23 protein-coding genes are annotated in these 21,085 nt (G+C 39.4%); 14 read left to right on the top strand and 9 right to left on the bottom strand.

What is annotated here, in order from left to right:
- Positions 1–14 precede the first annotated feature (14 nt).
- The 4 genes from lepA to HL290_RS00725 form a co-directional block, all read right to left on the bottom strand.
- On the bottom strand, positions 15–1,832 hold the full coding sequence (gene lepA / locus HL290_RS00740) for a translation elongation factor 4 (protein ID WP_003650302.1): 1,818 nt from the start codon (positions 1,830–1,832) through the stop codon (positions 15–17).
- A 183-nt stretch (positions 1,833–2,015) separates the two neighbouring features.
- A complete protein-coding gene (locus HL290_RS00735; protein ID WP_198495321.1) occupies positions 2,016–2,564 on the bottom strand; it encodes a GNAT family N-acetyltransferase in 549 nt (182 codons plus the stop codon).
- Between the two features lie 20 nt (positions 2,565–2,584).
- The gene (locus HL290_RS00730; RefSeq protein WP_198495320.1) at positions 2,585–3,037 is read right to left on the bottom strand and encodes an acyl-CoA thioesterase; all 453 of its coding nucleotides are present in this window, start codon (positions 3,035–3,037) and stop codon (positions 2,585–2,587) included.
- 125 nt (positions 3,038–3,162) lie between these two features.
- Positions 3,163–4,539, bottom strand: a complete 1,377-nt coding sequence (locus HL290_RS00725; RefSeq protein WP_192833949.1) for a Do family serine endopeptidase — start codon at positions 4,537–4,539, stop codon at positions 3,163–3,165.
- Positions 4,540–4,769: 230 nt separating this feature from the next.
- Between HL290_RS00725 and nadB the strand changes: the two genes are divergently transcribed.
- A complete protein-coding gene (nadB, locus tag HL290_RS00720; protein ID WP_198495319.1) occupies positions 4,770–6,413 on the top strand; it encodes an L-aspartate oxidase in 1,644 nt (547 codons plus the stop codon).
- 57 nt (positions 6,414–6,470) lie between these two features.
- On the opposite strand, the gene HL290_RS00715 is transcribed toward nadB, so the two are convergent.
- From HL290_RS00715 to pabC, 4 genes are all read right to left on the bottom strand, one after another.
- Entirely contained in the window at positions 6,471–6,887 is a 417-nt protein-coding gene (locus HL290_RS00715; RefSeq protein WP_003650294.1) for a PaaI family thioesterase, read from the bottom strand.
- A 136-nt stretch (positions 6,888–7,023) separates the two neighbouring features.
- Positions 7,024–7,623, bottom strand: coding sequence for a dTMP kinase (gene tmk / locus HL290_RS00710; protein ID WP_198495318.1), 600 nt, complete (start codon positions 7,621–7,623; stop codon positions 7,024–7,026).
- 9 nt (positions 7,624–7,632) lie between these two features.
- On the bottom strand, positions 7,633–8,703 hold the full coding sequence (gene mltG / locus HL290_RS00705) for an endolytic transglycosylase MltG (protein WP_198495317.1): 1,071 nt from the start codon (positions 8,701–8,703) through the stop codon (positions 7,633–7,635).
- Between the two features lies 1 nt (position 8,704).
- Positions 8,705–9,517, bottom strand: a complete 813-nt coding sequence (gene pabC, locus HL290_RS00700; protein WP_198495316.1) for an aminodeoxychorismate lyase — start codon at positions 9,515–9,517, stop codon at positions 8,705–8,707.
- 263 nt (positions 9,518–9,780) lie between these two features.
- Between pabC and HL290_RS00695 the strand changes: the two genes are divergently transcribed.
- From HL290_RS00695 to HL290_RS00670, 6 genes are all read left to right on the top strand, one after another.
- On the top strand, positions 9,781–10,788 hold the full coding sequence (locus HL290_RS00695) for a sulfate ABC transporter substrate-binding protein (protein ID WP_004643674.1): 1,008 nt from the start codon (positions 9,781–9,783) through the stop codon (positions 10,786–10,788).
- A 30-nt stretch (positions 10,789–10,818) separates the two neighbouring features.
- Positions 10,819–11,427 (top strand): alpha/beta hydrolase, encoded by a 609-nt coding sequence (locus tag HL290_RS00690; protein WP_004643675.1) that lies wholly within the window; start codon positions 10,819–10,821, stop codon positions 11,425–11,427.
- 80 nt (positions 11,428–11,507) lie between these two features.
- Complete coding sequence (gene cysT / locus HL290_RS00685; protein ID WP_003650283.1) at positions 11,508–12,341, top strand: sulfate ABC transporter permease subunit CysT; 834 nt, start codon at positions 11,508–11,510, stop codon at positions 12,339–12,341.
- Positions 12,338–13,222, top strand: a complete 885-nt coding sequence (gene cysW / locus HL290_RS00680) for a sulfate ABC transporter permease subunit CysW (protein ID WP_004643676.1) — start codon at positions 12,338–12,340, stop codon at positions 13,220–13,222. The genes cysT and cysW overlap by 4 nt, the downstream gene beginning before the upstream one ends.
- Positions 13,223–13,233: 11 nt before the next feature.
- The gene (locus HL290_RS00675; protein WP_003650279.1) at positions 13,234–14,295 is read left to right on the top strand and encodes a sulfate/molybdate ABC transporter ATP-binding protein; all 1,062 of its coding nucleotides are present in this window, start codon (positions 13,234–13,236) and stop codon (positions 14,293–14,295) included.
- A gap of 28 nt (positions 14,296–14,323) precedes the next feature.
- Positions 14,324–15,247: a CysB family HTH-type transcriptional regulator gene (locus HL290_RS00670; protein ID WP_004790709.1), complete on the top strand. Its 924-nt coding sequence runs from the start codon at positions 14,324–14,326 to the stop codon at positions 15,245–15,247.
- Between the two features lie 91 nt (positions 15,248–15,338).
- Here HL290_RS00670 and carO read toward each other — a convergent pair whose 3' ends face one another.
- Positions 15,339–16,079 (bottom strand): ornithine uptake porin CarO type 3, encoded by a 741-nt coding sequence (gene carO / locus HL290_RS00665; RefSeq protein ID WP_198495315.1) that lies wholly within the window; start codon positions 16,077–16,079, stop codon positions 15,339–15,341.
- 294 nt (positions 16,080–16,373) lie between these two features.
- Between carO and dapD the strand changes: the two genes are divergently transcribed.
- The 7 genes from dapD to HL290_RS00630 all read left to right on the top strand — a co-directional run bounded on the left by dapD (position 16,374) and on the right by HL290_RS00630 (position 21,077).
- Complete coding sequence (gene dapD, locus HL290_RS00660) at positions 16,374–17,195, top strand: 2,3,4,5-tetrahydropyridine-2,6-dicarboxylate N-succinyltransferase (protein ID WP_004643678.1); 822 nt, start codon at positions 16,374–16,376, stop codon at positions 17,193–17,195.
- 78 nt (positions 17,196–17,273) lie between these two features.
- Positions 17,274–17,984: a 7-carboxy-7-deazaguanine synthase QueE gene (gene queE / locus HL290_RS00655; RefSeq protein ID WP_198495314.1), complete on the top strand. Its 711-nt coding sequence runs from the start codon at positions 17,274–17,276 to the stop codon at positions 17,982–17,984.
- A 40-nt stretch (positions 17,985–18,024) separates the two neighbouring features.
- On the top strand, positions 18,025–18,693 hold the full coding sequence (gene queC, locus HL290_RS00650; protein ID WP_004643680.1) for a 7-cyano-7-deazaguanine synthase QueC: 669 nt from the start codon (positions 18,025–18,027) through the stop codon (positions 18,691–18,693).
- A gap of 16 nt (positions 18,694–18,709) precedes the next feature.
- Positions 18,710–19,126: a hypothetical protein gene (locus HL290_RS00645; RefSeq protein WP_017387866.1), complete on the top strand. Its 417-nt coding sequence runs from the start codon at positions 18,710–18,712 to the stop codon at positions 19,124–19,126.
- Positions 19,127–19,222: 96 nt separating this feature from the next.
- Positions 19,223–19,909: a diphthine--ammonia ligase gene (locus HL290_RS00640; protein WP_198495313.1), complete on the top strand. Its 687-nt coding sequence runs from the start codon at positions 19,223–19,225 to the stop codon at positions 19,907–19,909.
- Positions 19,910–19,927: 18 nt separating this feature from the next.
- Positions 19,928–20,389 carry a peroxiredoxin gene (locus tag HL290_RS00635; protein WP_198495312.1) on the top strand — a complete coding sequence of 154 codons (462 nt, stop codon included), beginning with the start codon at positions 19,928–19,930 and terminating at the stop codon, positions 20,387–20,389.
- Between the two features lie 118 nt (positions 20,390–20,507).
- Positions 20,508–21,077 (top strand): CAP domain-containing protein, encoded by a 570-nt coding sequence (locus tag HL290_RS00630; protein ID WP_198495311.1) that lies wholly within the window; start codon positions 20,508–20,510, stop codon positions 21,075–21,077.
- Positions 21,078–21,085: the final 8 nt, after the last annotated feature.

The following is a 21,085-nucleotide window of genomic DNA, read 5'->3' as shown; positions in this document are numbered from 1 at the left end:
CCCACCCTCATTTCTTATCTTTCTACTTTCAATACAGCCAAGAACGCTTCTTGTGGAATTTCAACACTTCCCACTTGTTTCATACGTTTCTTACCTTCTTTTTGTTTAGAAAGTAGTTTTTTCTTACGTGAAACGTCACCACCATAACATTTCGCTAATACGTTTTTACGCATTGCTTTTACAGTAGAACGAGCAATAATTTGTGCACCGATAGCCGCTTGAATAGCAACGTCGTACATTTGGCGAGGAATCAAATCTTTCATTTTCTCAACCAATGCAATACCACGATGACGCGCGTCATTACGGTGACAAATCATAGCCAAGGCATCAACCTTGTCACTATTAATTAATACATCAACCTTAACTAAAGCTGAACTTTCGAAACGCACAAAGTTATAGTCTAGCGATGCAAAACCACGAGAACATGATTTTAATTTATCAAAGAAATCCATAACGACTTCAGCCATCGGGATTTCAAAGGTAATAGAAACTTGATTACCCAAGAATTTCATATCTTTTTGAACACCACGGCGTTCAATACATAGGGTCATTACATTCCCTAAGTATTCTTGAGGAACAAGGATATGACACTCTGCAATCGGCTCACGCAAATCTTCTACAGTAGATCCGTCTGGCATTTTTGATGGACTATCGATATAAATCGTTTCGCCCTTCTTGGTTAATGCTTCATAAATTACGGTAGGTGCAGAACTGATTAGATCAAGGTCATACTCACGCTCTAAACGCTCTTGTACAATCTCCATGTGTAGCATTCCTAAGAAGCCACAACGGAAACCAAAACCTAATGCATCTGAGCTTTCTGGTTCAAAGAACAAAGCTGAGTCGTTGATCTGCAATTTTTGTAACGCTTCACGGAATGGCTCAAAGTCACTCGCATCAATCGGGAAAAGACCAGCATAAACCTGCGGTTTAACCTTTTTAAAACCCGGTAAAATTGCAACATCAGGTGTAGCAGCAAGGGTAATAGTGTCACCTACTGGTGCACCAAAAATATCTTTAATACCCGCAATAACAAAACCGACTTCACCAGCTTCAAGAATATCTGTTTCAGTATGCTTAGGATTAAATACACCCACTGAAGTTACTGGATGAGTTTGTCCTGTCGATTTAACCAACATTTTGTCGCCCTTACGGATACGACCTTGTTTAATACGTACAAGAGAAACTACACCTAAGTAGTTATCAAACCATGAGTCGATAATTAATGCTTGCAATGGAGCATCACGATCGCCTTCAGGTGCTGGAATAACATCGACTAAACGTTCTAAAACACCTTCAACACCTAAACCAGTTTTTGCTGAACAAGTCGGTGCATCTGTTGCTTCAATCCCGATGATTTCTTCAATTTCATGAATTACACGTTCAGGTTCAGCCTGCGGCAAATCAATTTTATTTAAAATCGGAAGAACTTCGAGACCTTGTTCAATTGCGGTATAACAGTTTGCAACTGATTGTGCTTCTACGCCTTGCGCAGCATCTACAACCAATAGCGCACCTTCACATGCGGCTAATGAACGAGAAACTTCATACGAGAAGTCTACGTGCCCAGGAGTATCAATAAAGTTAAGTTGATATTCTTGACCATTCGGATGAGTGTAATACAGCGTGACAGAAGCGGCTTTAATGGTAATCCCACGTTCACGCTCAAGCTCCATTGAGTCTAGGACTTGGGCTTGCATTTCACGATCTTGTAGACCACCACACATCTGAATAAAACGGTCAGCCAATGTAGACTTACCATGGTCAATGTGAGCAATAATCGAGAAATTTCGTATATTTTTGATATCGACGGATTTTTTAGCTTGCGCCATGGGTTACCTTGAGAAAATATAGAGTGCTATGTAGCTTGTTTTAATACACAGCCAAAGCAGTTAAATTAATTGCGTGCGATTATAACAGATTGCAGATATGAAAAAGACATAAATTCTTTCTTTTAAAAAAGCTTTTTAAACTTCTTAACATAAGAAACTATTTCTCTTTGAAGAGTATGTAAATCAGTACAGCTTTAGCTCAAATCTAAGCAGGCTTGCAGATAAATTATTGTCAGTATGATTAGCTGTCTTTCCAATCAATTTGAATCCAAGTTTGTGAACAACTTGCTGAGATCTAATGTTGGACTCAAATATCTCAGCCCAAACATATTTTATTTCTCTTTGGAACAATCCCTCTTGTTTCAAATATTGAATTAGCCCTGTAAGAGCTTCATGCATATATCCCGAACCCCATGCATGAGGATGAAGCTCATAACCAATGACTACCGCAAAATTATTACCAATCGGTTTGACAGCATTTACTCCACATGTTCCCAACATAGTTGCATCTTGTTTAAGACGAATAGCATGTCTAAAACCTAGCCGTTGGTCCCATTTTTTATGCATTTTTTCAATCAGAGCCTGAGCTTCTTCTAATGCAGTAAAGGCTTTTAAATCATAAAATTCGAGTACGCTTGAATTTGAAAATAATTCAAAGACAAAATCTTTATCATCATCTGTAAGATCACTTAAAACCAATCGATCAGTTTCTATGGAAAATGAATACTCCAAATTTCAGCCTCTCTTTTTTACTAGCTAACATATGAAACAGTAAAATCATAAGGATTTATGCTTGAATCAAGCGGTTTGTATGCATGAGTAAAAGTTGGAGACATTCGTTTTGGGCGCCCTGTGGCAATTTCAATACATGCCCATTTGGTATTTCCAACAAATAATACAGCCTGATCTGATGGACGGAAAAATACATACTGGCGGAAAGAATAAAGAGCGTTGATATCATCTAACCATGTGCGTAATACAATTTGTTCACCTTCAAATGCAGCTTTACGATATTGCACATGATGCTCAACCGCGACCATTGCATGTTTTAGTTCGAGATATTTAGTTACCCCGACTCCTAAGGTTTCAACATGAGCAGCAGCTACATCCTGCATCCACTGTACATACATCACATTATTCACATGTCCTAACGCATCAATATGATGTGGCTGTACCTGAATATGTAAATCAAAAATACTACTCACGAATGTTCACACTCTTATTTATTAACTTTTAAACTGAAATAAGTGTAGGTAGATATCACTATACGCTCAAGATAAATAACAAAAAACCACCCATGTTTAGGGTGGCTCATTGTTTCATTTTAAGTTTACTGAATACGTAAACCAAGCATTGCGCGTTGTCCCTGACGAATAATCGCGACACGTGCTACGGTATTTTTTTGCAAGTTAGAAACAACTTTTGCAAAATCCTGACTATTTAAAATCTGGTTATTGTTGACTTGAACAATCACATCACCCGGAATGATATTTGACAATGATGCTAAGCCACCACGGCGAACATCTTGTACATAGATACCACCTTTTACACTTAAAGCACTTTTTTCTGGCTCAGCTAAATCACGAATGCTCATTCCTAAAACTGGTCCTTTAGATACAGTACTTTGCGCACCTGTGGCAGGCGTTTCATCTGGAGCAGTCGTTAAAGTTGCTGAAATATTACGGGTTTTGTCATCACGTAATACTTCAAACTGAACAGTTTGATTCGGCTGTACTTTGTTTAATGCGTAGAGTAATTCACTAGTGCGCGATACTGGATTACCGTTATATTTCAAAATTACATCACCGGCTCGCAAGCCTGCTTTTTGTGCAGGTGAGTTCGGAGAAATTTGAGTAATTAAAGCACCTTCAGGTTTTGGTAACTTGTAAGCATCAGCAAGGTTGCGGTCAATGTCTTGCATCATCACACCAAGATAAGAGCGCGTTACCTTACCTTTAGTTTTAAGCTGTTCGGCCACATCCATCGCTACGTCAATCGGGATAGAGAAAGACAAGCCCATATAGCCGCCAGTACCACTAAATATTCGAGAGTTTACACCGACCACTTCACCATTTTGGTTAAACAATGGACCACCAGAGTTACCTGGGTTTAGCGCAACGTCAGTTTGAATAAATGGCACCGACGTTTCACCACTCATATTTCGTGATTTAGCACTGACAATACCTGCCGAAGCTGAATAGTCAAAACCAAACGGCGAACCAATTGCTAAAACTGGCTCTCCTACTCGTAAGCGGTCAACATTTCCTACACGTAAAGCTGGATAACTATTTCCAGTCACTTTTAACAATGCAACGTCTGTACGCTCATCACTACCGACCACCGTTGCATCAATTTCACGACGATCATTTAAAGTAATACTAATACGTGAGGCATTTTCAATCACATGGTGGTTGGTGAGTAGGTAACCATCTTTACTAATAAAGAATGCACTACCATATGCGGTTTTTTCTTGTGGACCTTGTTGCTGCGGAATGATGACCTGATTTCCAAAGAAACGTTTTAAAATTTCAGGAACTTGCTGCTGCAATAGTTCATCCTGAGTCATTTTCTTTACGACGTTTACACTCACCACGGCTGGACTAACTTGTTCAACGAGGTTTGAAAAATCAACAGTAGCATTTGCCTGAACAGCAGCAACTGTAAATACCGCTGCATACATTCCTTGTTGTAAATAGCGAGTTTTCATTCGGTGCTCACCCACAATTGGTCTACGAGAATAAGAATAAAACTGTTGTATCACAACGCCTTGGGGTTGTGCGTAACAATATGTTTATTTGTAAGACATCATCACAATGATTATTTTACGCATTGCAACTTTTTAAGCCAATTGCAATTTTTCTCTGAGTTAGAGCGCTTAAGCTCTTGCCTTTTTAGATAAAAAGGGGTGTCATTAACGGACGTTTTAGATTGTTGCGAATGGACATGCCTAATTTACAGACAATTCACCACTTTGACGTGATTATTGTGGGCAGCGGCGGTGCTGGTTTAAGCCTGGCTTTATCGTTACCAAATCATTTTAATATTGCAGTTTTAGCCAAAGCTGCTTTAACTGAAGCAAGTACCTTCTACGCTCAAGGTGGTGTTGCTGCTGTTCTTGATGAGACTGACTCTATTCAACAGCACATTAATGACACTATGATTGCAGGTGCTCATTTGTGTGAAATGGATGCGGTACAACATACCGTAGAAGGCGGTCGCCCTTCTATAGATTTTCTTTTAAAGCAAGGCGTACAGTTTACCTTAGATGAAGATGAACAACTTCATTTAACCCGCGAAGGTGGTCATTCGCAGCGCCGTATTATCCATTCTGCTGATGCAACAGGTAAGGCCATTTCAACCACCTTGGTTGAACGTGCCAAAGAACGTAAAAATATTACTATTTTTGAAAACTATATTGCGATTGATTTAATTACTTCGCAAAAATTAGGCCATGTTGACCAAGCGAATCGCGCTATTGGTTTGTATGCCTTAGATGAAAACACAGAACAGGTTCATACCTTCCTTGCACCATTCACCGCGCTTGCTTGCGGCGGTGCGATGAAAGCTTATCTGTACACATCTAATCCAGATATTGCTACAGGTGATGGTATTGCAATGGCCTTCCGTGCAGGTTGCCGTGTAGCCAATATGGAATTTAATCAGTTCCATCCAACTTGTCTCTATCACCCCCAAGCTCGCTCATTTTTAATTACAGAAGCGATGCGTGGTGAAGGTGCGTATTTACGCTTGCCTGATGGTGAACGTTTCATGCTGCGTTTTGACGATCGTGCGGAACTGGCTCCACGCGATATTGTGGCACGAACTATTGACCATGAAATCAAACGCTTAGGTATTCGCCATGTGTGGTTAGACATCACTCACAAATCACCAGAGTTTATTAAAGAACACTTCCCTACACTTTATGCGCGATTGCTCGAATTGGGCATCGACATTACCAAAGACATGATTCCTGTCGTGCCAGCGGCTCACTACACTTGTGGTGGTGTTGTGGTGGACTCAAATAGCCAGACCGATATTGAAGGCTTATATGCCATTGGTGAAACGTCTTATACCGGTTTACATGGCGCAAACCGTATGGCGAGTAACTCATTACTTGAATGCTTCGTCTATGGCATGAGTGCAGCAAAAGACATCGAAAATAAATTTGATAAAGATTTAAAACTACCAGAAGTACCAAGTTGGGATGACTCTCAAGTCACCAATCCAGATGAAGATGTGGTGATTTTACAAAACTGGGATGAGTTACGTTCCACCATGTGGAACTACGTCGGTATTGTCAGAACCACGAAACGTTTAGAACGTGCTTTACACCGTATTGAAATGTTAAAGCGTGAAATTACCGAATACTATCAAGACTATCGTGTGAGCAAGAACCTGATTGAACTGCGTAATCTTGTTCTCGTATCTGAGATGATTGTTCGTTGTGCAATGCAACGTAAAGAATCACGTGGTCTACATTACACACTCGATTATCCTGAAACTTCGAGTGAGATTCGTAAAACAGTTTTAACTCCTCCAAATTTTGCAGTAGAACAGCCATTGGTTAATACTGATATTTAAGTTGTTTTTCTACAAAAAAAGCACAGTTCAGACTGTGCTTTTTATTTGGTTTGATATTTATGATTTAGGTGGAATTGAATAAGTCGCGGTCACATGTGCAACGGGTTCATCCAACCCTACTGAATAAATCCAAACTTCCCCCACCACCAAGCTCTTTCCTACTTTCATGAGCTTACACTCACTGCGTAAGTCTTGATCACCCGCAGGTTTGCGTAAAAAGTTAATATTAAAGTTGGTGGTCACAGCTAAACCAATAATTCCGATTTCACCTAAGATAGCAATATATAAAGCAAAATCTGCTAAGGTCATCATGGTTGGGCCAGATATGGTGCCACCAGGGCGTTGATGTCTTTGATCGACATGATAATAAACAACTGCGGCTTTAGGCGTGACTGATTCAATCGTGCAATGTTCAAGACTTGGTGGAAATTCCTTTTCAAGAAATGCCACGATTTCTTCTTTTGAGCTTTTCATCCTTGTTATTCTTCAATCTATAAATCATATGTAAGATAGCATAAGAAAATAGCAGATATTTTCTATGACGTTTTAAAACAGAATTAACGTCATTTTTAACCACTCCCATTTTTATAAGAGTGGCTCATCCAATTGCTTATCCTAAATATTGCAATGCCTGTTCGAACACCTGATCAGGACTTTGGGTTGCATCTATTCGCTTAATACGTTCTGGTTCAGCTTTCCATAAGGTTTCATAGCCTTCACGAACCTTAGTAAAGAAGCTTAACTTTTCTTGTTCAAAACGGTCTAAAGCTCCACGTTCACGCGCACGATCCATCCCGAGTTCAATCGGTGCATCTAACCAGAAAGTCACCTCTGGCATGCGTGAAACAAAGTTCTGATTTAAAAGCTGTAATTTATCTTGGCTTAGGCCACGACCAGAACATTGATAAGCAAAACTTGCATCGGTAAAACGATCGCTTAATACAATTTTATTAGACTCTAAAGCGGGCAAAATGACCTGTTGTAAGTGTTGAACACGTGCCGCATAAATGAGTAGTAATTCGGTATCATGGCTCATATTTTCATCATGATTCACTGCCAAAAGCATAGAGCGTATTTGTTCTGCTAACGGTGTACCACCCGGTTCACGTGTTAAAACAACTTGTTTACCTTGCTCTTCAAAATGCTGGTGAATTTTTCGAATGAGTGTAGTTTTACCTACCCCTTCCGTGCCTTCAAAGCTAATAAACATCTCTTTTCCTTATTTCTTCGATCTCAACACGGATAAATAGTCTTGCACCGCTTGATTATGCGCTTGCAAACTTGCCGTAAATTTATGCCCACCATTGCCAGTCGCTACAAAGTAGATGTTATTTGAGTCATCTGGATGCAACGCAGCTTCAATTGCTTTTTGGCTTGGCAAAGCAATTGGAGTTGGCGGTAAGCCATTAATAGTATAGGTATTATATGCTGTTGGGGTACGCAGGTCTTCTCGGGTAATATTTCCCTTATAGTTATTGCCCATACCGTAAATAACAGTTGGATCAGTTTGTAAACGCATACCAATTTTTAAACGGCGGACAAAAACGCCAGAAACTTGTGTAAGTTCACTATCTAAACTTGTTTCTTTCTCAACAATAGAAGCCATAATTAATGCTTCATATTTGTCTTTATAAGGTAAATTCGGCGCACGATTTGCCCAAGCTGCATCTAGAGCTTTCATTTGACGATGATATAAATCGGTAAGAATTTTCTTGTCAGTCTCGCCTTTTGCAAAGAAATACGTATTAGGTGCAAACAAACCTTCAGGGTGTCCATAAGGAATGCCAAGCGCCTTCATAAGCTGATCATCAGGTAAATCTAATATTGTATTTTCTACGTTTTTATCATTTTTTAATGCAGTGATAAGCTGTTTAAAAGTTGTGCCTTCAATAACCAAAACACGGTTCATCTGAGCATTATCTGCATCAGATAGCATCTCTAATACTTCTCTTACACTCATTCCCTGTTCAATTTCATACACACCAGCTTTCATGCTGTCATGAATCATAAATTTCTGATAAAGCTTTAATACCACTGGAAAGCTAATTTTGCCTTCTTTCGCCAACCGATCAATAAAACCAGAATAGGTTTCACCAGATGTAATGGATAACATCTGTTTTTTGCCTTCAATCGGATAAGCTTTAAATAGACTCGACCATAAAATGGCAAAAATAGAAATTAAAACAATAAACAGGCCAATTAAAACCAGTCGCTTAGAAAATTTTGGAGCTTGTTTCTTGTTATTTTTCTTGGCGTTTTTTGCTTTCGCATTCACAGGTGGCTTCGGCATATTAATGAATCTGATTTAAGTTAAGGAGATGAAATAAATCTATGCATGCCTGTGTTTCTAGCGTTTTCTCCCCTAAATGAGTGACCACTCGCATAGGATGTAAAGCATTACAAAAGAATAGACTTTGTATTTCAGATACTTCATCTAGCTCAATTATACGTACTTCACAGGCAATTCCATGGTGCTGCATACGCGCTAAAATTTCCGCCCGCATTACACCGTGGACGCCATTATAGCGAAGTTCGGGAGTAATCCATCTATCATTTAAACGAATAAAACAATTACTACTGACCCCTTCAACAATATAACCTTGTACATCAGTAACTAATGCTTCAGCCCACCCAAGTTGATCTGCTTCTTTTTTTAGCAATACTTGTTCAAGACGGTTTAAAGATTTAAGCCCGACTAAGCTTGGCATGGTTAAACCTAAAGCCTGATTTAAAACGCCACACTGAATAAAGTCCGGCTGAAATGGCTCTAAAGCTTTCGGATAAAACCAGATATAAATATCAGCCTGATGCTTTGGCAAACTATAACCACGGTCACCTATCCCACGACTAATCACAATTTTTAAAGTACCAGTGAGCACAAGATGCTGCTTTTGTAGTTGCTGCAAACTCTGTTCTATTAATTCAAAATCCGCAGTTAAAGACAGTTTTTGACATGCAAGTTTTAGGCGTTCCCAATGTCTTTCTTTAAGCTCAATCTGGTTTTGAAAAATACGAATTGTGGTAAAGCATCCATCTCCATAATGAAATGCTCGATCCAGTAAAGGAATGGTTTCAACAGGTTGACCATTTTTAAAACACCACATGTTTAATCCACCCTTTGCTTAAAACGATCCAACAATACAACACCTTTCATTTAAATAATAAATGACTGATTTTAAAAAATTATACCGATTGCGTATCTACTTTTGAAACTTGTTGTATATCAAGATTTAAGAATAACTTATCTGTTTTTACTATTTCTATTTTTTTCATATTAAATTCGTTTTTTATTATTTTTTTAGAATAAAGACTAGCGCTATTCTGCGTTCATGTTTTGAACATTTCATATTTTTTGAGGGATTATCTCATGCGTTTTTCTCAGTTAAAAGTCGGGGTTATCGCTGCACTTCTTTCAGTTTCATCATTTGCAGCCCAAGAATTTTTAAACGTCTCTTACGACCCTACTCGTGAGTTATATACAGATTTCAATAAACAGTTCGGTACTTACTGGAAACAACGTACTGGTCAAGATATTGAGTTCAAACAATCACACGGCGGTTCTGGTAAACAGGCCCGTGCGGTGATTGATGGCTTAAATGCAGATGTGGTGACATTAGCGCTTGCAGCAGATATCGATGAAATTGCTGAAAAAGCAAAATTACTTCCAACTGACTGGCAGAAAAAGTTACCGCAGAACTCTACCCCGTACACCTCAACAATTGTGTTTTTAGTGCGTAAGGGTAACCCTAAACAAATTAAAGACTGGGCTGATTTAATCAAACCAGGTGTAGAAATTATTACACCAAACCCGAAAACTTCTGGCGGTGCTCGTTGGAATTATCTTGCAGCTTGGGCTTGGGCAAAACATCAACCAGGTGGTAATGATGCAAAAGCACAAGAGTATGTTCGTCAAATTTATAAACATACTAAAGTTTTAGATTCGGGTGCTCGTGGCGCAACCACTACTTTTGCTGAACGTGGCATTGGTGATGTGTTACTTGCTTGGGAAAATGAAGCACATTTAGCGCTTCGCGAACAGCCAGGCAAATTTGAAATTATTACCCCTTCTCTTTCGATCTTAGCTGAGCCTCCAGTTGCAATTGTTGAAAAGAATGCGACTAAAAAAGGCAACCTCACGATTGCAAAAGGTTACCTCAACTACTTGTATTCACCAGCTGGCCAAGAAATTGCAGCACGTAACTTCTACCGTCCACGTAATGCAGCCGTTCTTAAGAAATACAGCAATGTATTTAAGCCATTGAAGCTTGTAACCATCGACAAAGAATTTGGTGGTTGGACGAAGGTACAAAAACAACACTTTGACAATGGTGGTGTTTTCGATCAAATCGTGAAAATCAATAGTACAGAGAAGTAATTCTTTGTACTAAAGATAAGGAGAACAGACATGATTCACACTGTAATTGTTCCGGGTGTAGGTGGAAGTGAACATCAGCATTGGCAATCTTGGTTGCAGCGTCAACTCGTGTCTAGTTCTCGTGTTGAGCAAAAAAACTGGGATAGACCAGTATTAAGTGAATGGGTTGAACAATTCGTTAAAACAGTTCAAGTAGCGCAAGCTCCTGTACAAATTGTTGCGCATAGTTTCGGTTGCTTAACCAGTGTTGCCGCTTTAGCTGAATATCCAGAGTTAAAGGGCCAAGTTAAGAAACTTATTTTGGTTGCTCCAGCAAATCCAGCACGCTTTGGGGAAGCTGGTTTTGCCCGCCATAGTTTGACTGACTACAAAGCATATTTTCATCAGTTAAAAATTGATGTCCCAACATCTCTGCTCATTAGTGAAAATGATCCATGGCTCGGCTTTTTTGATGCTTTACAACTTGCTAAGTCGTGGAAATTAAATCCAGTTAATCTTGGTGAAGTCGGCCATATTAATGTTGCTTCAGGTTTTGGACCGTTTCCAGATTTGCTGAATTATCTGATTCCAGAAGATTCGATGTGTAGTCACTCATCTATCGACCCGGTAAAAACTCATTTCTCTTTGAAATTTGCTTAATACCCATCTTTATATCGCACCGTTTATCTTTATTTATTCGCTTACTGGTTTCAGCAGGCTTTTCTCTTTGAGGAAATATCATGTCGCAGCGATCCCGAGTGCTGCCTGGGTTTGGTCTATCTTTGGGCTTCACCCTCGCCTATGTGTCTTTTATTGTGCTTATTCCATTAGCCGCGGTCTTTATCAAATCATTTGGAATTGGATGGGACGGATTATGGGAAATCTTAACGTCTGAACGTATTTTAAAATCGCTTCAACTCAGTTTTAGTTCAGCTTTAATAGCAGCGTTTATTAATGTTGTGTTTGGCTTACTTCTGGCTTGGTGCCTTGTACGTTACAACTTCCCTGGGAAACGTCTGGTTGATGCATTAGTCGATCTACCTTTTGCTCTTCCAACTGCAGTTGCAGGCATTGCACTTACCTCACTCTATGCACCTACTGGCTGGATTGGTCAATATCTCGAACCTCTAGGCATTCAGGTCGCATATAGCCCAATCGGTATTACGTTGGCATTGGTCTTCATTGGTATTCCATTCATTGTAAGAACAGTTCAACCAGTACTCAGTGATATCGAAACTGAGCTTGAAGAAGCAGCTTCAGCACTTGGCGCAAATCGCTGGCAGACGATTACTAAAATTATTTTACCGATATTACTACCAGCTTTGTTCACAGGTTTTGCTTTAGCATTTGCCCGCGGTGTGGGTGAATATGGTTCAGTTATTTTTATTGCGGGTAACCAGCCGTTTAAAACAGAAATTGCTCCACTCATGATCATTTCACGTCTTGAAGAATATGATTATGCAGGCGCAACAACGATTGCTGCGGTCATGTTAGTTCTCTCTTTCATCATTTTATTTGCCATTAATTTACTTCAAGCATGGGCAAACCGTCGTACAGGGAGAAATGTAACATGAACCTACATACTGACAGCAATGCGCTTGCGCTTAAATTGCAATCACGAGATGCGACACGTGAACCAACTTGGGTACGTTACACACTCATTACCGTGGCTCTGATTTTTTTCTTAAGCTGCTTGATGTTGCCACTTATTTTGGTTTTTGTAGAAGCATTTAAACAAGGACTTGAAGTCTATGTTCAAGCGTTGATTGATCCAGACACGTTATCAGCAGTGAAATTGACATTATTAACCGCAGCAATTGCTGTACCAATTAACGTGATATTTGGTGTTGGCGCTGCATGGGCTGTCTCTAAGTTCCAGTTTAGAGGTAAGGCAATTTTAACCACCATCATTGATATGCCTTTTTCGGTTTCACCTGTTATTGCCGGTTTAATGATTGTATTGATTTTTGGTGCGCAAGGCTGGTTTGGCGGATGGTTAATGGAACACGACATCAAAGTTTTATATGCCGTACCCGCAATTGTTTTAGCAACCATCTTTATTACAGTTCCATTTGTTGCACGTGAGTTAATTCCACTCATGGAGGCTCAAGGAACTGAAGAAGAAGAAGCAGCGATTGTACTCGGCGCATCAGGATGGCAAACCTTTTGGAAAGTCACTCTACCAAACATTAAATGGGGTTTAATTTACGGCGTGATTCTATGTAATGCCCGCGCAATGGGTGAGTTCGGCGCAGTATCGGTGGTTTCGGGCCACATCCGTGGTGAAACTAATACCCTGCCACTTCATGTCGAAATTTTATATAACGAGTACACCTTTAGCGCAGCGTTTGCCGTGTCCTCATTACTTGCTTTCTTAGCCCTATTAACACTGGTATTGAAAACGTGGTTAGAACTACATCAAGACAAACCAGAACCACATTCAACTGATTCGTAAGGAATGAAATCATGAGTATTCAAGTTAAAAATATTGAAAAACACTTTGGTGCATTCCATGCGCTTAAAAATATTTCCCTAGACTTTCCTGAAGGTGAACTGGTTGCCCTACTCGGCCCATCTGGTTGCGGTAAAACTACCCTACTTCGTATTATTGCGGGCCTAGAATCAGCTGATGGCGGTCAAGTGTTACTTGAAGGCGAAGATGCAACCAATGTACATGTGCGTGAGCGTCAGGTCGGTTTTGTATTTCAACACTATGCTTTATTCCGTCACATGACTGTATTTGACAATATTGCCTTTGGTTTACGTGTTCGTCCACGTGCAACACGTCCTTCAGAAGCTGAAATTAAAAAACGCGTTACTCGTTTACTTGATCTAGTTCAACTTGGATTTTTGGCAGACCGCTACCCCGCTCAGCTTTCGGGCGGACAACGTCAACGTATTGCTTTAGCGCGTGCCTTGGCAGTAGAACCACGAGTATTATTACTTGATGAACCATTTGGTGCGCTAGATGCCAAAGTCCGTAAGGAATTACGCCGCTGGTTACGCAACTTACATGATGAATTGCATATTACTTCAATTTTCGTGACCCACGATCAGGAAGAAGCACTTGAAGTTGCCGATCAGATTATTGTCATGAATAAAGGTAATGTAGAGCAGATCGGTTCGCCTCGTGAAGTTTATGAAAAACCATCAACACCATTTGTATTTGATTTCTTGGGTCAGGCAAATCGTTTTGAAGGTGAAAACACAGGCGGTATTATCCGTATTGGCAATGACCGTATTCAATTACCAACGTTAGTTGAGGCGCCTCAAGGAAAAGTGATTGCTTTTGCGCGTCCAGATGAGTTACATATTCACTCGCAACCGCAGGCTAATACTATTGAAGCGACTTTTGTACGTGAAATCTGGATTGCTGGAAAAGTTGTGGCGGAATTACAAGACCGTAATGGACGTTTAATTGAGATTGCTCTAAGCAATGAAGCTGCAAAATTACATGCGTTTAAACCGAATCAAACCGTTTGGGTAAGTGCATCTCAACTGCACTTATTTGCAGATCAAGTTGCTTAAGAAATATATTTGGTAAGGAAAAGTGTGAATGAACTTTCAACAATTAAGAATTATCCGAGAAACTGTACGCCAAAACTTTAACTTAACCGAAGCATCAGCTGCGCTCTATACGTCCCAATCAGGCGTAAGTAAACATATTAAAGATTTAGAAGATGAGCTAGGTGTACAACTTTTTATACGAAAAGGTAAACGTCTTTTAGGTTTAACCGAACCAGGACAATCTCTTCTTGGCATCGTTGAACGCATGTTAGTTGATGCTGAAAATATTAAACGTCTTGCGGAAGACTTTAATAAAGTTGATGAAGGGACATTAACGATCGCGACGACCCATACTCAAGCACGTTATGTACTGCCTCCAATCGTCAATCAATTTAAGAAGTTATTTCCTAAAGTTCATTTGATTTTACAACAAGCCAGCCCTGTTGAAATTTCAGAAATGCTCTTACAAGGTGAGGCTGATATTGGAATTGCTACAGAGTCTTTAACGACTGAAGAAAATCTAGCGAGTATTCCTTACTATCAATGGCAACACAGTATTATCACACCGCAAAATCATCCTTTAGTGAAGGCGGACAAGATTACGCTTGAACTTTTAGCAGACTACCCTCTCATTACTTATCATGGCGGTTTTACAGGTCGCTCTAAAATTGATAAAGCCTTTGAAGAAGCTCACCTCGATGCAGATATCGTAATGTCTGCTCTTGATGCGGACGTTATTAAGACTTATGTCGAATTGGGCATGGGAGTCGGAATTGTCAATGATGTAGCTTATGACACAGAGCGTGATCATCGTTTAAAACAAACTAAAACTGATATTTTTGGTGTCAATACGACATGGATTGCGGTTCGTAAAGGTCATCTATTACGCGGCTATGGTTATGAGTTTATTTCTTTATGCTCACCTGATGCTGATATTAAAGCCCTTAAGAAAATTGCTTATCCAGATGAATAAAAATTAAGGAAAAAATAAAAGAGCTTTTTAGCTCTTTTATTTTTATTAAACACAAAAAAAACGAGCCGCAGCTCGTTTTTTCTTTAGGATCTTACCAGTAGAAGTTCACACCAACTTTACCAACTGGTAACCATTGGTATTTATCGTCATTTGCGATTTTACGCGCTTCCGCATTTACTGCTTCTTCAAGTGACTGATCACCAGTAGTAGTAGCTGAACCTGTTGAAACAAGTTTAACTGTTGGGTTACCAGTGTAGTAAGCACCTACTTCACCAAATACGCCCCAGTTTTTATTAATTTTAGGTGCAAAACCAAAACCTAAATATGGAGCAATGTCATTTTTATAAGACATTTTACCATTAATTTTTACTCCGCCCTCATTAGCAAGGAAGTCTTGATTATTGACACGGAATGAACGAGTCGCATCAACATTACGAGATAAATCGTAATCATTATCAAGATAGCCTGCACCAGCCGCTACATATAGGCCTTGAGCCCAACGGTTAGTACTTGCACCCCATGGACGAATCTCGGCATTTAAATAGACATTGTTATTGTCCATATCTAGATCATAAGTTGAGCCATTAACTTTTACGTCATCAGACCAAGAAATGTCACCACCATTATAACCAAGTGCCAAACCTACATATGGGTTTGCTTGCCACAATAAAGCACCACCGTAACCAGTTGTACCTACCTCAGCACGCACTCCCACAGGAATTAATTGGTTTTTGTCAAATGCGTAGCTGTCATGAACAACGGCTTCATCTGCCATTGCAGCACCAGCAGCGAATAAAGCTGTTGTTGTTACTAAAACACGTAATGCTTTCATAGTTTTCTCCTCAAAAGGCTCTGTTTTTAATTTATTCATCTTGTGACTAAAATCATAATAAAGAGAGCTTAGAGTCTTTTTTATACAAAAAATGCTAGATTTCTGTTATTTTTTGATACAAATTGAGTTAAATTTTTATTTTCAAATCATTTTTGTGTAAAAAACACTTGATTATCTAATAAGCTTAATTTCATTTACCTCATTTATACCCTCGATTAAACGTAACACGTTTTTTCAAAGATTCTTGTCACAAATTAGTGTAAAATCTTTAAAATTTTTTATGGAAGGAAGATCATGTCTCAGCTTTCTACGATCATTGAGCAAGCATTTGAAGACCGCGCAAACCTTACTGCAGCAGATTGCCCAAGCGAAATCCGCCAAGCTGTTGAAGAAGCAATTGCTGGTTTAGATAACGGTACACTTCGAGTTGCTGAAAAAATCAATGGTGAATGGGTTGTTCACCAATGGTTAAAAAAAGCTGTTTTATTATCATTTAAACTCAATGACAATAAACCAATCGAGTCATGTGATCTTCGTTTCTACGACAAAGTTGAAACTAAATTCTCTGGTTGGACTGAAGAACAATTTAAAGCAGCAGGTGTTCGTGTTGTTCCTCCTGCTGTAGCACGTCGTGGTAGCTTCCAAGCTAAAAACGTAGTGTTAATGCCTTCTTATGTCAACATCGGTGCTTACGTAGATGAAGGCACAATGGTTGATACATGGGCAACTGTAGGTTCATGTGCTCAAATCGGTAAAAATGTTCACTTGTCTGGTGGTGTAGGTATCGGTGGTGTTTTAGAACCATTACAAGCTAACCCAACCATTATTGAAGACAACTGCTTTATCGGTGCGCGTTCAGAAATCGTTGAAGGCGTTATTGTTGAAGAAGGCTCAGTCATTTCAATGGGCGTTTTCATTGGTCAATCGACTAAAATTTATGACCGTGCAACTGGCGAAATCCATTATGGTCGCGTTCCAGCAGGTTCAGTTGTTGTAGCAGGTAGCTTGCCGTCTGCTGATGGTAAATACAGCTTATATGCTGCAATTATTGTGAAAAAAGTTGATGCGCAAACACGTGCAAAAACAAGTTTGAACGATTTGTTACGCGCTGACTAATTTCAGTTTGATCAAACATCTCTACGGTCAACACTGATCGTAGAGATTTTATTTTTTATATAGTGTGGTATTTCTAGAATGGCTTCCTTACGTTCCTCTGCAATCCCTGTCTCAGACCCTGCGTCCGGTTTACGCATTACCGAGATTTTTTACTCGTTGCAGGGTGAAGCAAATGCCTCTGGCCTACCGACTGTATTTATTCGTCTAACGGGCTGTCCATTACGTTGTAGCTATTGTGATACCACTTATTCTTTTGAAGGTGGTGAACGTTTTTCACTTGAACATATCATTGAAACAGCTACACAATTTCAAACGCCTTATATTTGTGTAACTGGTGGTGAACCTCTTGCACAGCCAAACTGTTTGATTTTATTACAACGTCTATGTGAAGCTGGCTTTGATGTTTCTTTAGAAACCAGTGGCGCGCTCGATGTCTCAAAAGTAGATTCGCGTGTTTCTAAAGTTCTCGATTTAAAAACTCCAACTTCTGGTGAGGAACATCGTAACCTCATCAGCAATCTTGATCATTTGACTACGCATGACCAAATTAAATTCGTCATTTGTAACCGCGAAGATTATGAATGGTCAAAGCAACAAGTTGAAAAATATCAACTGCATAAAAAAGTTAGTACCGTTTGGTTCTCCCCTGCCTTTGCAGTTGAAAAAGGTGCTGTTGGCCTGCCACGTCTAGCACGTGATCTGGCACAGTGGATACTGGATGATAAATTACCCGTTCGTTTCCAACTTCAGTTACATAAACTGCTGTGGAATGACGAATCAGGTCGCTAATCACTCAATAAAATAAATCATTCCGAATATGGAGAAAAATATGCGCCCTCGTGCCATTGTTTTACTTTCAGGCGGCTTAGACTCAACCACTTGCCTAGCTTGGGCACAAGCACGCTATGAATGTATTGCTATTAGTTTTATGTATGGTCAACGCTCAACCACTGAACTCGATGCAGCAAAAGCATTGACTCAACGTGCAGGTGTTGAACATCGTGTAATTAATATTGATTTGGCTAATTTAGGTGGATCTGCACTTACAGACCATAACATTGCTGTACCAGAACAATTACAAGAAGGCATTCCTGTAACTTATGTACCAGCACGTAACACAATTTTCCTTTCCTATGCCTTAGCAGCAGCAGAAGTATTCAATGCTGAAGCGATTGTTATTGGTATCAATGCCGTTGATTATTCAGGATATCCTGATTGTCGCCCTGAATTTATTGACGCTTTTGCCAATATGGCACGTTTAGCAACGAAAGCTGGCGTGGAAGGAAAACCACTTAAATTTGAAACACCCCTGTTACATTTATCCAAAGCGAATATTATACGTTTAGGGATTGAACATGGCGTAGACTATAGTCAAACGGTATCTTGCTACCAAGCAGATGCTCAAGGACGTGCGTGTGGCAAATGTGACAGTTGCCGTTTGCGTAAAGAAGGCTTTATCGAGGCCGGTGTTGCCGACCCAACACGCTATATACCGTAATAAGTAGGTAAAATTTATGAAGTTGTTAAAATCAAATCTTATTCTTTCATCTTTGTTTTCAACTGTTGCTCTTATGGCTGGTACAGCACATGCTGCGGAAAACCCAGTTCAAGCAGCATATAAAAGTACTAACGTTAAAGGTGCATTAGTTAACGTTTGTAAAGATCAAACAGCTAAAGGCGGTAAACTAAGTTCATCTGAAGTTAGCAAATTCTGTAGCTGCCAAGTTGAAGCACAAGGTAAAGTAACTGAAGCACAAAAATGGGAAATCCAAAGTGCAATCAATGCGAAGAAAAGCCCAAGCTCTCTAGGATTTGTACAACAACAAAACCGTGATCTTAAAGCATGTTTTGGCCCTCAGTTAACAACTAAACTTGAAAAATTAACTGAAGATGCAATGAAAGCAGCTCAACAACAAGCTCCTAAAAAATAAGCTTTTGTTATTCCAAATTAAGCCTGCATTTATGCAGGCTTTTTTGTAGCTCTGTTAAAATGGAATCGATCTTGACCAATTCATTTGAAATAAACCATGCAAGAACAATGGAAAACCAACGCAATTAACAAACAGTCTATTGTCTCATTTAGTGGGGGCAAAGACAGCTCACTTGCAATCTACCACGCAATGCAAACTGGTACGGTTAGTGGACTAATTGTCATGCTAGAAGAACAAGGCCAGCGCTCTCGTTCACATGCCATGCCACTTGATATTATTCAAGCACAAGCTAAAGCAATCGGCTTACCCGTGTTTATGGCTTCATCAAGCTGGAATGACTATGAAGCTAAATTTATTGAATTACTAACTCAGGCAAAACAACAAGGTGCCGAGGTGCTCGTTACAGGTGACCTTGATATGCCTGAACATGGGTGTTGGCATGATCGGATCACTCAACAAGTGGGACTCAAATTAGGTATGCCTCTTTGGCTACGTCCACATCGTGAGGTGGTTGAAGAGTTTATTAATCTTGGTTTCCGTAGCGTCATTGTGACAGTGAACTTAAAACTAGGCATGACAATTGAAGATTTAGGAAAAACTTTAACCTTAGAATATATCCAAGAACTTGAGAATCGCGGTATTGATCCATGTGGTGAAGGCGGTGAATTTCATACAACTGTGATTGATGGACCAATTTTTAACAAAGCAATTCCTGTAAGAAAACTCAATATTGTTTATCATGAAGAATATGCTTTTTTACCACTTGAATTAGATCAAATTTAGCTTTTTGAAGGATGAGAAATGACTGAAAATATTCAATTACCAAATCAGGTTTTCCCTACTACCCACGGTGAAGTGAACTTAGCCGAGGTCGAGAATGAATGGTTAATCATTTATTTCTACCCAAAAGATTCAACCCCTGGATGTACAACACAAGCAGTCGGTTTCTCTTGTTTAAAAGACCAATTTGAAGCTTTAGGTACACGTATTTTCGGTATTTCACGCGACTCGGTAAAAGCACATCAAAACTTTACTGAAAAACAAGCGCTCACGATTGACCTCATTAGCGACAAAGAAGAAGTACTCTGTAATCATTTTGATGTCATTAAAGAAAAAAACATGTATGGCAAAAAAGTTATGGGAATTGAACGCTCTACTTTCATTTTCCATAACAAAACCTTAGTTAAAAGCTACCGTAAAGTCAAAGCAGCAGGACATGCTGAACAAGTGCTTGAAGACCTAAAAGCCCTTCAATCGGTTTGATAAAGGTATGCAATAAAAAAGCGAGTATCAAACTCGCTTTTTTATTGCAAAGAATTGCTCAATAATTTGACATTGGCGTATGATAAAAACATTAGAATAATTATTTTAAGGCGTTCACATGAGTCTACTCAAAAATTACTCTTTACTGCCTTTGACTCTTTTTATCTGTGCATGTAGTACAAATACATTACCCATGCCAACCGACACCACCCCATCAATTGCTCAAATTCAGAAAACTGCTATTGAAATAAGCTGCCAAGATTTACAAAACCCTGCTTATCAACAAGCCATACTTAATACAATTAATCAGATCCGCCAACAATCACGCCAGTGTGGTCAACAGTTTTACCCTGCTGCTAAACCGCTGAGTTGGAATAATAATTTATATAAAGGTGCACTTTCTCATAGTGAAGATATGGCAAAACACAACTTTCTCGGACATGTGAGTTCAACAGGACTAGACTTAAAGTCACGTTTGAAAATTTATAATACACTCGGTAAAGCTAATGGTGAAAATGTCGCTAGCGGCCAGAAAACTTTGAGTGAAGTTATGTCTAAATGGCTGCCGAGTCCTCTACATTGTAGTAATCTAATGAATCCCAAATTTACAACTTACGCAATCGCTTGTGCTTCTGATCAGTCTGCAAAACAAAAGAGCTATTGGACTCAACAATTTGGTACACGTTAAAAGGAAAA

It is taken from the genome of Acinetobacter sp. AC1-2 (genome assembly GCF_016124155.1).
In the GTDB taxonomy this organism is placed as follows: Bacteria; Pseudomonadota; Gammaproteobacteria; order Pseudomonadales; family Moraxellaceae; genus Acinetobacter; species Acinetobacter calcoaceticus.
Note: the sequence above shows the minus strand (reverse complement) of the source record. Positions and strands in the feature narration are given on the sequence as shown.

Coding starts and splice junctions, on each gene's coding strand:
- lepA (WP_003650302.1), bottom strand. CDS start 1,832: ATGGCGCAAGCTAAAAAATCCGTCGATATCAAAAATATACGAAATTTC.
- HL290_RS00725 (WP_192833949.1), bottom strand. CDS start 4,539: ATGAAAACTCGCTATTTACAACAAGGAATGTATGCAGCGGTATTTACA.
- nadB (WP_198495319.1), top strand. CDS start 4,770: ATGGACATGCCTAATTTACAGACAATTCACCACTTTGACGTGATTATT.
- HL290_RS00715 (WP_003650294.1), bottom strand. CDS start 6,887: ATGAAAAGCTCAAAAGAAGAAATCGTGGCATTTCTTGAAAAGGAATTT.
- tmk (WP_198495318.1), bottom strand. CDS start 7,623: ATGTTTATTAGCTTTGAAGGCACGGAAGGGGTAGGTAAAACTACACTC.
- mltG (WP_198495317.1), bottom strand. CDS start 8,703: ATGCCGAAGCCACCTGTGAATGCGAAAGCAAAAAACGCCAAGAAAAAT.
- pabC (WP_198495316.1), bottom strand. CDS start 9,517: ATGTGGTGTTTTAAAAATGGTCAACCTGTTGAAACCATTCCTTTACTG.
- HL290_RS00695 (WP_004643674.1), top strand. CDS start 9,781: ATGCGTTTTTCTCAGTTAAAAGTCGGGGTTATCGCTGCACTTCTTTCA.
- HL290_RS00690 (WP_004643675.1), top strand. CDS start 10,819: ATGATTCACACTGTAATTGTTCCGGGTGTAGGTGGAAGTGAACATCAG.
- cysT (WP_003650283.1), top strand. CDS start 11,508: ATGTCGCAGCGATCCCGAGTGCTGCCTGGGTTTGGTCTATCTTTGGGC.
- cysW (WP_004643676.1), top strand. CDS start 12,338: ATGAACCTACATACTGACAGCAATGCGCTTGCGCTTAAATTGCAATCA.
- HL290_RS00675 (WP_003650279.1), top strand. CDS start 13,234: ATGAGTATTCAAGTTAAAAATATTGAAAAACACTTTGGTGCATTCCAT.
- HL290_RS00670 (WP_004790709.1), top strand. CDS start 14,324: ATGAACTTTCAACAATTAAGAATTATCCGAGAAACTGTACGCCAAAAC.
- carO (WP_198495315.1), bottom strand. CDS start 16,079: ATGAAAGCATTACGTGTTTTAGTAACAACAACAGCTTTATTCGCTGCT.
- dapD (WP_004643678.1), top strand. CDS start 16,374: ATGTCTCAGCTTTCTACGATCATTGAGCAAGCATTTGAAGACCGCGCA.
- queE (WP_198495314.1), top strand. CDS start 17,274: ATGGCTTCCTTACGTTCCTCTGCAATCCCTGTCTCAGACCCTGCGTCC.
- queC (WP_004643680.1), top strand. CDS start 18,025: ATGCGCCCTCGTGCCATTGTTTTACTTTCAGGCGGCTTAGACTCAACC.
- HL290_RS00645 (WP_017387866.1), top strand. CDS start 18,710: ATGAAGTTGTTAAAATCAAATCTTATTCTTTCATCTTTGTTTTCAACT.
- HL290_RS00640 (WP_198495313.1), top strand. CDS start 19,223: ATGCAAGAACAATGGAAAACCAACGCAATTAACAAACAGTCTATTGTC.
- HL290_RS00635 (WP_198495312.1), top strand. CDS start 19,928: ATGACTGAAAATATTCAATTACCAAATCAGGTTTTCCCTACTACCCAC.
- HL290_RS00630 (WP_198495311.1), top strand. CDS start 20,508: ATGAGTCTACTCAAAAATTACTCTTTACTGCCTTTGACTCTTTTTATC.